Annotated in this window: 1 protein-coding gene; it reads right to left on the bottom strand. The window is 76.4% G+C overall.

The features are described 5' to 3' along the window. Nucleotides 1–11,367: SDR family NAD(P)-dependent oxidoreductase (locus ABZU52_RS29860; protein WP_354974289.1), on the bottom strand; the 11,367-nt coding region annotated here is incomplete at its 3' end. Nucleotides 11,368–11,471 lie beyond the last annotated feature (104 nt).

Genomic DNA, 11,471 nt, shown 5'->3' with positions numbered 1-11,471 from the left:
CGGACGGACGAGGCCGCGCAGCACGGCCGGCAGCGTGTCGCCGCGCGAGCGCCAGGCGTCCGGGTCGAGGCGGGCCGGTAGCAGGCAGGGCGGCGCGTCCGGGGCGGTGGCCGCGTCGAACAGGGCGAGGGCGGTGTCGAGGTCGAGTGGCAGGACGCCGGAGCGGGCGAGGCGGGCCCGGGCGGTGGCGTCGAGACGGCCGGCCATGCCGTCCGGGTCGTCCCAGACACCCCAGGCGAGGGAGTGACCGGGTAGCCCGGCCGCCCGGCGGTGCTCGGCGAGCGCGTCGAGGTAGGCGTTGCCGGCCGCGTAGGGCGACTGGCCGGCGGCGCCGAGCACCGCGGCGGCGGAGGAGAACAGCACGAAGGCGGTGAGCGGTCGGTCGCGGGTGAGTTCGTGCAGGTGGCGGGCACCGTCCACCTTGGCGCGGAGTACCCGGTCCAGGTGCTCGGGGGTGACGCTGGCCAGCACGGCGTCCTCCACCACCCCGGCGGCGTGCACGACACCGCGCAGCGGGCGGTCCGGCGCAACGCCACCGAGCAGCGCGGCGAGCGCGTCCCGGTCGGCCACGTCGCACGCGACCACCCGCACCTCGGCGCCGAGCGCGGACAGCTCGGCGGTGCTCCCTCCGTCGTCCCCGGAGCGGCCGACCAGCAGGAGGTGGCGCACGCCGTGCCGGGTCACGAGGTGCCGGGCGACGTGCCGACCGAGCGCGCCGAGGCCGCCGGTGATCAGCACGGTGCCGTCCGGATCCCACGGCCTGCCCGATCCGCCACCGTGCACGGGGACCAGGCGGGGCACGAGGACGACACTGTCGCGGATCGCGAGCTGGTCCTCGCCGGTCGCGGCGAGGAGGCGGCCGAGCGTCTCGGGGGCGACGTCGGCGTCGACGTCGGCGATCACGAAGCGGCCCGGCTGTTCGGCCTGCGCGGCGCGCAACAGCCCCCAGACCGGGGCCGCGTCGAGCCCGCCGACCGGGTCGCCGGCCCGGGCCGCCTGCGCGTCGCGGGTCACGAAGGCCAGCCGGCCGTCGGGCGTGCGCTGGATGATCTCCAGGGCCGCGCGGACGTCGTCGACAGGGTGCACCGCCACGGGCGGTCCGTCGTCGGGGCCGGCCGGCCGGGGCACCCACTCCAGGCGGTACAGCGCGCCCGGTCGCCGCACCGGTCCGGCCGTCGGGAGTGGCCGGGTGACCAGCCGGTCGATGTCCGCGACGGGCCGGCCCGCCGGGTCGGTCATCGAAACTGCCGTGCCGTCTCCGGAGGGGTCCGGGACGAGGTGTACGCGCAGCGCGGTGGCCCCTGTCGCGTGCAGGCGCACGCCACGCCAGGCGAACGGCACCCGTCCGCGGACCGCGTCGGCTCCCTCCGCCAGCGCGGCGAGGCCGCCGGCGTGCAGGGCGGCGTCGAGCAGGGCCGGATGGATGCCGAAGCGGTCGGCGTCGGGGTGCTGCGGCCGCGCGAGAGCGACCTCGGCGTACGTGTGCCCGCCGTGCCGCCAGGCGGCGCGCAACCCCTGGAAGGCCGGGCCCAGGGCGAAGCCGGCCTCGGCGAACAGCGGGTAGTAGTCGTCCACGTCGACCGGCTCGGCGCCCTCCGGTGGCCACACCGGGTCCGGTACGGCGGGCGCGGCAGCCGTCCCGGCCAGCCGGCCGGTGGCGTGCCGGGTCCACGGGTCGCCGGGCGGTCGGGCGTGGACGCTGAACGGGCGCCCGCCGTCCGCCCCGGTGGGCCCGACCCGTAGTTGCAGGGCGACCCGAGCACCGGCCGGCACCGTCAGCGGAACGTCGTGGGTCAGCTCGGCCAGACCCTCGGCGCCGGCCCGGTCGGCGGCGTGCAGCGCCAGCTCGACAACTGCGGTGCCCGGCACGATGATCGTGCCCTGCACGACGTGATCACCGAGCCAGGGCTGGTCCGACACGGACAGGTGGCCGGTGAGCAGCAGGCCACCGTCGTCGGCGACCTCGTCGACGCCGCTGACCAGAGGGTGCCCGCCCCGGCCGGCGGGGGCGGCCGAGAGCCAGTAACGCTCGCGCTGGAAGGCGTAGGTCGGCAACGGCACCGGTGCACGGGCCGGGAGCACCGCCGTCCAGTCCACGTCGACGCCGGCCACGTGCGCCCGGGCCAACGCCGCCACGACGGTCTCCACCTCGTCGCGGCCGCTGCGGGACGACGGCACGTACCGGCCGGCGCGGCCCTGCCCGGACAGCACACCGTCGGGGCCGACCTCCACGAAGGTGGACACGCCGCGCGCAGTCAGCAGGTCGAGCCCGTCGCCGAAGCGGACGGTCTCGCGGACGTGCCGCACCCAGTATTCGGCGGTGAACTCGCGGATCAGGTCGCCGGTCACGTTGGACACCACGGCGATCCGGGGCGGGTGGTACGTGATCCCGGCCGCGACGTCACCGAACTCGGCGAGCATCGGCTCCATGGCCGCGGAGTGGAAGGCGTGCGAGACGTTCAGCCGACGCACCCGGCGGCCCCGGGCGCGCCACCGCTCGGCGGCCGCGCCGACGAGATTCTCGGGTCCGGAGATCACCACCGAGTCCGGGGCGTTGACCGCGGCCACCGGCAGGCCCGCGACCTCGGCCTCGGACGCCTCGATCGCCACCATCGCGCCGCCGGCCGGCAGCGCCCGCATCAACCGGCCACGGGCGGACACGAGGCGGCACGCGTCAGGCAGCGACAGCACGCCCGCGACGTGCGCGGCGGCCAGCTCGCCGATCGAGTGGCCGAGCAGGTAGGCCGGTGTCACGCCCCAGGACTCCCAGAGGCGGCACATGGCGACCTCGAACGCGAACAGGGCCGCCTGCGCGAGGTCGGTGCGGGCCAGGGCCTCGTCGTCGGCGGTGCGCACGTCGTCGGCGTCCAGCAGGGACAGCGCCTCGTCCCAGCTGTGCGCGAAGGTTCCGAAGGTGGCCGCCAGCTCGCGGCCCATCCCGGCCCGCTGCGCGCCCTGGCCGGTGAACAGGAAGGCGAGGTCACCACCGGCGCGGTCCGGCCGGATCACGCCGGGGGCCGTGCCGCCGTCGGCGAGGGCGTCGAGGCCCCGCCGCAGGACCGCCGGGTCGCGGGAGACGATCGCGGCGCGGTGTGCGAGCGCGGCGCGGCCGGTCGCCAGCGTGGCCGCGATCCCCAGCGGCGTCAGGTCGCCCACGTCGTCGAGGAACGCTCGCAGCCGGGCGGCCTGGGCGCGCAACGCCACCTCGGAGTGGGCGGAGAGCAGCCAGGGCGCCGGCAGGTCACCGTCGGGTCCGGTGGCTTCCGACCCGGCCGGGGCCTCCTCCACGATGACGTGCGCGTTGGTGCCGCTCACCCCGAACGACGACACCCCGGCCCGTCGGGGACGCTCGCCCGCCGGCCACGGTGTCGCCTCGGTCAGCAGGCGGACCGCGCCCGCGGACCAGTCCACGTGCGGCGACGGGCGGTCCGCGTGCAGCGTGCGCGGCAGCAGCCCGTGCCGCAGGGCGAGGACCATCTTGATGACGCCGCCCACGCCGGCGGCGGCCTGGGCGTGCCCGATGTTCGACTTCAGCGAGCCGAGCAGCAGCGGCTCGGCCCGGTCGGCACCGTAGGTGGCGAGGATGGCGTCCGCCTCGATCGGGTCGCCGAGGGTGGTGCCGGTGCCGTGCGCCTCGACGGCGTCCACGTCGGCGGGGGTCAGGCGGGCGCTCGCCAGGGCCTCGCGGATCACCCGCTGCTGGGCGAGGCCGTTGGGCGCGGTGAGACCGTTGCTCGCGCCGTCGGAGTTCACCGCGCTGCCGCGTAGCACGGCGAGCACCGGCTGCCCGTCGCGGCGGGCGTCGGCGAGCCGGCGCAGCAACAGGATGCCCGCTCCCTCGGCCCAGGCCGTGCCGTCCGCGTCGGCCCCGAACGCCTTGCACCGCCCGTCCCGGGCCAGCCCTCGTTGCCTGCTGAACTCGACGAACGCGCCCGGCGTCGCCATCACTGTGACGCCGCCGGCCAGGGCCGCGTCGCACTCGCCCTGACGCAGCGACTGCATGGCCAGGTGCAGCGCGACGAGCGACGACGAGCAGGCGGTGTCGATGGTGACCGCCGGGCCCTCCAGCCCCAGCGTGTACGCCACCCGGCCGGAGGCGACGCTGCCGGCGCTGCCCTGGCCGAGGTAGCCCTCGACGTCGGCGGGGGCGACGCCGGCCTGGCTGGCGTACCCGCCGGGGATCAGCCCGGCGAAGACGCCGGTACGGCTGCCCCGCGCCGAGGTGGGGTCGATGCCGGCCCGTTCGAAGGCTTCCCAGGCCACCTCCAGGAAGAGCCGTTGCTGCGGGTCGATGGCGACCGCCTCGCGCGGGCTGATGCCGAAGAAATCCGGGTCGAACAGCGCCGCGTCGTGCAGGAAGCCCCCCTCCCGGGTGTACGTGGTGCCGGCGCGGCCGGGGTCCGGGTCGTAGAGCGCGGCCAGGTCCCAACCTCGGTCGACCGGGAACCCGCTGATTGCGTCCCGGCCCTCGGAGACCAGCCGCCACAGGGCCTCGGGGCTGTCCACGCCGCCCGGGTAGCGGCAGGCCATCGCCACGATGGCGATGTCCGCGCCACCGGCCTCCCCGTCGGCATGCCGCTCGGTGGCCGGCTCGACGGTCGTCGCGCCGGTGAGCAGTGTCGCCAGGTGGGCGGCGAGCCGGGCCGGGGTCGGTTGGTCGAAGACGACGGTGGCGGGCAGCCGCAGCCCGGTGGCGGCGGCGACCCGGTTGCGCAGTTCCAGGGCGGTGAGGGAGTCGAAGCCGAGGCTCTTGAACGGGCGGTCGCCGAGACCGTCCGCGCCGGGGTGCCCGAGAACGGCCGCGGCCTGCGTACGGACCAGGTCGGTGAGGACCCGCGCGCGTTCCGCCTCGGTCAGCGGGCCCAGCCGGGTGGCGAGGTCGCCGCTCGGCGTGGCCGCCGCGCGGGGCAGTTCGCGGCGTCGGGTGGTGAAGCGGGCCGGCACGAGCAGCGCGTCCGGTGCCGTGCTGCCGGCGTCGAACAACCGCAGCCCGTCCGCGACGGACAGCGGGCTGACCTCGGCGCGGGCCAGCCGGTGGCGGTCCAGGTGACCGGTCATCGCGCTGGGCGGTTCCCACAGGCCCCAGGCCAGCGACACGGCGGGCAGGCCGAGGGTACGGCGGTGCGCGGCGAGCGCGTCGAGGAAGGTGTTCGCGGCGGCGTAGTCGGCCTGCCCCGGGGCACCCAGCACACCGGCCGCCGAGGAGAACAGCACGAACGCGGACAGGTCCGCGTCCCGGGTGAGGTCGTGCAGGTGCTGGGCGGCGTCCACCTTGGGGCGCAGCACCCGGTCCAGCCGTTCGGGGGTGAGTTCGGTGACGAGCCCGTCGTCGAGGACACCCGCGGTGTGCACGACGATCCGCAGCGGGTGGGCGGTGGGGATCTGGGCGAGAGCGGCGGCGAGCGCCTCCCGGTCGGCGACGTCGCACGCCACGACGGTCACCTCGGCCCCGAGGGCGGTCAGCTCCTCGGCCAGGCGGTCGGCCGGTCCCCGGCTGAGCAGCAGCAGGTGGCGTACGCCCCAGGCGGTCACCAGGTGCCGGGCGACGATCCCGCCGAGCGTGCCGCGCGCGCCGGTGACCAGGGCGGTGCCCGCCTCCTGGAGCGGCCGGGGAACGGTGAGCACGATCTTGCCGATGTGCCGGGCCTGGCTGAGCTGCCGGAACGCGTCACGGGCCCGACGCAGGTCGACGGCCGTGTACGGCAGCGGGCGCAGCGTCCCGGCCGTGAGGACCGTCAGCAGGATGTCGAGCAGTTCGCCGGTTCGCTCCGGTCCGGCCTCCTTGAGGTCGAACGCCCGGTAGCGCAGCCGGGGGTACTCGGCCGGGTCGCGGATGTCGGTCTTGCCCATCTCGACGAAACGGCCGCCGTCGCGGACCAGCCGCAGCGAGGCGTCGGCGAACTCGTGCGCGAGGCTGTTGAGGACGACGTCCACGCCACGCCCGCCGGTGGCCGCCCGGATGTGGTCCTCGAAGCCGAGGTCGCGGGAGGACGCGATGCGCTCGGCCGGCACCCCCAGTGCCCGGACAGCCGCGTGCTTCGCGGGGCTGGCGGTGGCGTACACCTCGGCGCCGAGCAGGTGGGCCAGTTGGACGGCGGCCATCCCGACCCCGCCAGCGGCGGCGTGCACGAGGACGGTCTCGCCGGGACCGATCCGGGCCAGGTCGACAAGGCCGTAGTAGGCGGTGAGGAAGGCGATCGGCACGGTGGCCGCCTCGGCGAACGACAGGCCGTCGGGGATGCGGGCGAGCAGCCTCCGGTCGGCCACCGATTCCGGGCCGAAGGAGCCGGGGAGCAGGCCGAACACTCGGTCGCCGGGGCGCAGGCCGGTGACGTCGGGGGCGGTCTCCAGCACCACGCCGGCACCCTCGCCGCCCAGGCCGGCCTCTCCCGGTACGGCGCCCAGCGCCACCATGACGTCGCGGAAGTTGAGGCCCGCCGCGTGAACGGCGACACGGACCTGACCTGCGGCCAGCGGCCCCGCCGGCCTCGGGTCGGTGGTCAGCCGCAGGTTCTCCAGGGTGCCCGGCTCGCTGATGTCGAGGTGCCAGGGCGCCGGTGGGATCGGTTCGGCGGTGGCCGGCACGAGTCGGGGTACGAGGACCTCGCCGGCGCGGACGGCGACGTCGGCGTCGGGGCCGGCCTGGATCCGCGCGAGGGCACGGGGCAGCGCGGCGTCGTCGTCCAGGTCGACGTCGTCCAGGTCGACGAGGCCGAACCGTCCGGGGTGTTCGGCGGCGGCGGCCCGGACCAGCCCCCAGAGCGGGGCGGTGACCGGGTCCGGGCGCTCGCACGGACCGGTGGCGACCGCGTGGCCGGTGGTGAGGACCAGACGGGAGGCGGCGAACCGGTCGTCGGCGAGCCAGCCCCGCACCAGCGCGAGCCCGTGGTGCAGCACCTCCCGCACTGTGGCGTGGCGCGGCGGCCCGACGACCACCACCGGCGGCGTCGGGTCGGGCACCTCGGTCAGGTCGCCGACGACCGGCGCGTCGGCGTGCTCCTCCACCGCCGGCACCGGGGTCCACGCCACCCGGTGCAGGGCGTCGACGGCGGGGGCCAGGTCGGCAGGGGCGAACGGGCGCAGAGCCAAGGTGGCGACGGTGGCGACCGGCACGCCGGCGTGGTCGGCGACGTCGATGCCGATCCGGTCGTCGCCGACCCGGTGCAGGCGTACCCGCAGGCCGGTGGCCCCGGCCGCGTGCACCGTGACGCCCCCGAAGGCGAACGGCAGGCGGTCGACGCCGGTCTCCTCCAGGATCGTGCCGGCGCGTACCGCCTGGACCGCCGCGTCGAGCAGCGCGGGATGCAGCAGGTACGAGCCGGCGTTGATGTGCTCGCCCGTGGGCAGGACCACCTCGGCGTACACCTCGTCGCCGAGCCGCCACGCCGCCCGTAGTCCCTGGAACGCCGGCCCATAGTGGAAACCGTCGGCGGCGGCCCGCTGGTAGAAGCCGTCGAGGGCGACGGGGGTGGCGCCGGCCGGCGGCCAGGCGGTCAGCGGGGTGCCCGGCGCGCCGGTCGTGCCGAGCACACCGCTGGCGTGCCGACGCCACGGCCCGTCGGGCGCGTCGGCCTGCGCGTGCACGGTGATCGGGCGGCGTCCGTCCTCGTCGGCCTCGTCCACGCGGATCTGCACCGGCACACCACCGGAGGCCGGCAGCGCCAGCGGGGCCTCCAGGGTCAGCTCGTCCACACCGGCGCAGCCGGTCTGCTCGGCGGCGGTGAGGGCCAGTTCGAGGAACGCCGTGCCGGGCAGCAGGACCGTGTCGCCGACGGCGTGGTCGGCCAGCCACGGGTGGTCCGGCCGGGAGAGCCGGCCGGTGAACAGGCGACCGCCGGTGCCGGCCAGCGGTGTGCTGGTCTCCAGCAGCGGATGGCCGGCGTTCCCGGCGGTCGACGCGCCGGTCAGCCAGTACCGCTCACCCTCGAACGGGTAGGTGGGCAGGGCGACGAGCCGGGCGGCGGCTCCCGCGTACGCGGTGCGCCAGTCGACGGTGAGCCCGTGGGCGTACGCCGTCGCGAGGGAGTCGAGCAGCCGTGGCGGCCCGCCGTCGTCGCGGCGCAGCGTGCCGGTCCCGGGAGCGTCGTCGGGCAGCACCGGCAGTAGGACGGGGTGCGGGCTGATCTCGACGAACACCGTCGGTTCGGCGTCCGCCAGATCCCGCACGACCGGGCCGAAGAGCACCGTCTCGCGCAGGTTGCGGTACCAGTACGTGGCGTCCAGCGTGGTCGGGCCGGCCGGCGTGCCGGTGACCGTGGAGTGCAGCGGCACCGTGCTGGCGCGTGGGGTGATGTCGGCCAGCGCGTGGAGCAGGTCGTCGCGGACGGCCTCCACCTCCGGCGAGTGGGAGGCGTAGTCGACAGGTATCCGCCGGGCGTGGATGTCGTCGGCGGCGCACGCGGCCAGCAGCCGGTCGAGGACGTCCACGGCCCCGGAGACGACTGTCGCGCGGGGGCCGTTGACCGCCGCGATCGAGACGTCGCCACCGAAGCGTTCGGTGACCTCGGCGGCCGGCAGCGACACCGACACCATGCCGCCCCGGCCGGTGCGGTCGGACAGGAGACGGCTGCGTAGCGCCACCACGCGGGCCGCGTCCTCCAGGGACAGTGCACCGGCCACGTACGCGGCGGCGATCTCGCCCTGCGAGTGGCCGACGACGGCGGACGGCTGAACGCCGTACGACCGCCACACCGCGGCGAGGGACACCAGCACCGCGAACAGGGCGGGCTGCACCACGTCGACCCGGTCCAGCGGGCCGGCCAGCACCTCCCGCAGGGACCACCCGGTGTGCGGGCGCAGCGCCTCGTCACACGCCCGCATCTGCGCGGCGAACACCGGCGAGGAGTCCCACAGCTGAAGGCCCATCCCGGTCCACTGGGAACCCTGACCGGGGAAGACGAAGACGGCACGGCGGGTCGTGGCGGCGGTGGCCGGCGCGGTCGCCAGCTCGCCGAGTCGGCGTACCAGCGCGTCCCGGTCGGCGGCGACGGCGACCGCCTGGTACGGCAGCGCGGCCCGTCCGGCGAGGGTGTGCGCCACGTCCCGCAGCGGCGGCGCATCCGGCTCGCCCACGACGGCGGCCAGCCGTGCCGCCTGGGCGTGCAGCGCGGCCTCGCTGCGGGCCGACAGGACGAACGGCAGCGCCTCACCGCCCGGGTCGTCCGACGCCGGTGCCGGCTCCGGCGCCTGTTCCAGGATGACGTGCGCGTTGGTGCCGCTGACCCCGAACGACGAGACACCCGCCCGGCGTGTCCTGCCCGACCAGTCGACAGGTTCGGTGAGCAGCCGCACCGGGCCTGTCGACCAGTCCACGTGTCGCGTCGGCTCGGTGGCGTGCAGGGTGCGGGGCAGCGTCGCGTGCCGCATCGCCAGGGCCATCTTGATGATCCCGCCGACACCGGCGGCGGCCTGGGTGTGCCCGAGGTTCGACTTCAGCGAGCCGAGCCACAGTGGTCGGTCCCGATCCTGCCCGTACGTGGCGAGCACCGCCCGCGCCTCGATCGGGTCGCCGAGGGTGGTGCCGGTGCCGTGCGCCTCGACGGCGTCGACGTCGTCGGGCTCCAGCCCGGCGTCGGCCAGCGCCGCCCGGATGACCCGTTCCTGCGCGGGCCCGCTCGGGGCGGTGAGGCCGTTGCTCGCGCCGTCGGAGTTGACCGCGCTGCCGCGCAGCACGGCGACCACCGGGTAGCCGAGCCGGCGGGCGTCGGAGAGCCGGGCCAGCAGCAGCACGCCGGCGCCCTCGCCGAAGCCGGCCCCGTCCGCGTCGGCCGAGAAGGACCGGCAACGGCCGTCCGGGGACAGCCCCCGCTGCCGGCTGAACTCGGTGAACAGTCGTGGCGTCGCCATGACCGTGACGCCTCCGGCCAGCGCGGTGTCGCACTCGCCCCGGCGCAGCGCCTGGGCGGCCAGGTGCACCGCGACGAGCGAGGACGAGCAGGCCGTGTCGATCGTGACGGCCGGCCCCTCCAGGCCGAAGGTGTAGGCGACCCGTCCGGACACCACGCTGCTCGACCCGCCGGTGCCGAGAAAGCCCTCCACCTCCCGGGACACGTGCGGCAGCCGGCTCGCGTAGTCGTGGTACATGACCCCGGCGAAGACGCCGGTCCGGGTGCCGCGTACGCCGGTGGGGTCGATGCCGGCCCGTTCGAAGACCTCCCAGCACAGCTCCAGCAGGATGCGTTGCTGCGGGTCCATGGCGAGGGCTTCGCGGGGGCTGATGCCGAAGAACCCGGCGTCGAACCGGCCGGCGTCGTGCAGGAAACCGCCCCGACGGGTGTACGAGGTGCCCGGGTGCTCCGGGTCGGGGTGGTACAGCGACGTGGTGTCCCAGCCGCGGTCCTCGGGGAAGTCGGTGGTGGCGTCGACGCCGTCGGCCAGCAGCCGCCACAGGTCGTCCGGCGTGCCGACACCACCCGGGTAGCGGCAGCTCATCGCAACGATGGCGATCGGCTCGTCGGCGGGCGCCGAGGTCACCGACGCGGCCGGGCGGGTGGCGGCGCGACCGGCCAGCCGGTCGGCGAGGTGGGCGGCGAGGGCGTTGGCCGTCGGGTGGTCGAAGACGAGCGTGGCGGGCAGGGTCAGACCGGTCGCGGCGGCCAGCCGGTTGCGCAGCTCGACCGCGGTGAGCGAGTCGAACCCCAGTTCGCGGAAGGCGAGGTCGGCGTCGATGGCGCCCGGCGCGGTGTGCCGCAGCACCGCCGCGACGTGTTGGCGGACGAGGGTCAGCGGGTCCGCGACGGGCCCCTGCGGCACCTGCCGTGCCACGTCGAGGCGGTCGCGGCGGACGGTGTCGAGGCGGGCCGCGACGACGGCGGCCTCATCGGTGGCCAGGGCGGCGTCGAGCAGCGCAAGCCCGTCGGCGTCGCTGAGCGGTGCCATGCCGGACGCGGCCATCCGGGCGAGGTCGGCGTCGCCCAGCCGGCTGGTGAGGCCGCTGGCACCGGCCCACAGTCCCCACGCGATCGAGACCGCCGGACGGCCGGCGGCCCGCAGATGCCCGGCGTACGCGTCCAGGGCGGCGTTGGCGGCGGCGTACCCAGCCTGGCCCGGCGCGCCGGCCGTCCCGGCGTACGAGGAGAACAGCACGAACGCCGCCAGGTCGGCGTCCTCGGTCAGCTCGTGCAGCAGCCGCGCCGCGTCGAGCTTGGGCCGCAGGACGGTGTCCACCCGTTGCGGCGTCAGCGCGGTGACCACCCCGTCGTCGAGCACGCCGGCCGCGTGCACCACGATCCGCAGCCGGTGGCCGGCCAGCGCCGCCCGCAGCGCGTCCCGGTCGGCGACGTCGGCCGTCACCACGGTGACCTCGGCGCCCAACCCGGTCAGCTCGGCAGCGAGAGTGGTCGCCGGGGTCCGGCTGAGCAGCAGCACCCGCCGCACCCCGTACACGGGTTGGTCGTTGCGCGACGCGCTGGCGGGCCCCCTCGACAGGGTGGACGTGGTGCAGCCGGCCCTGTTCGCGGTCATGGTGTCCC

Source organism: Micromonospora sp. NPDC005220 (genome assembly GCF_040607895.1).
In the GTDB taxonomy this organism is placed as follows: Bacteria; Actinomycetota; Actinomycetes; order Mycobacteriales; family Micromonosporaceae; genus Micromonospora.
This window is presented reverse-complemented; position numbering and strand designations above follow the sequence as displayed.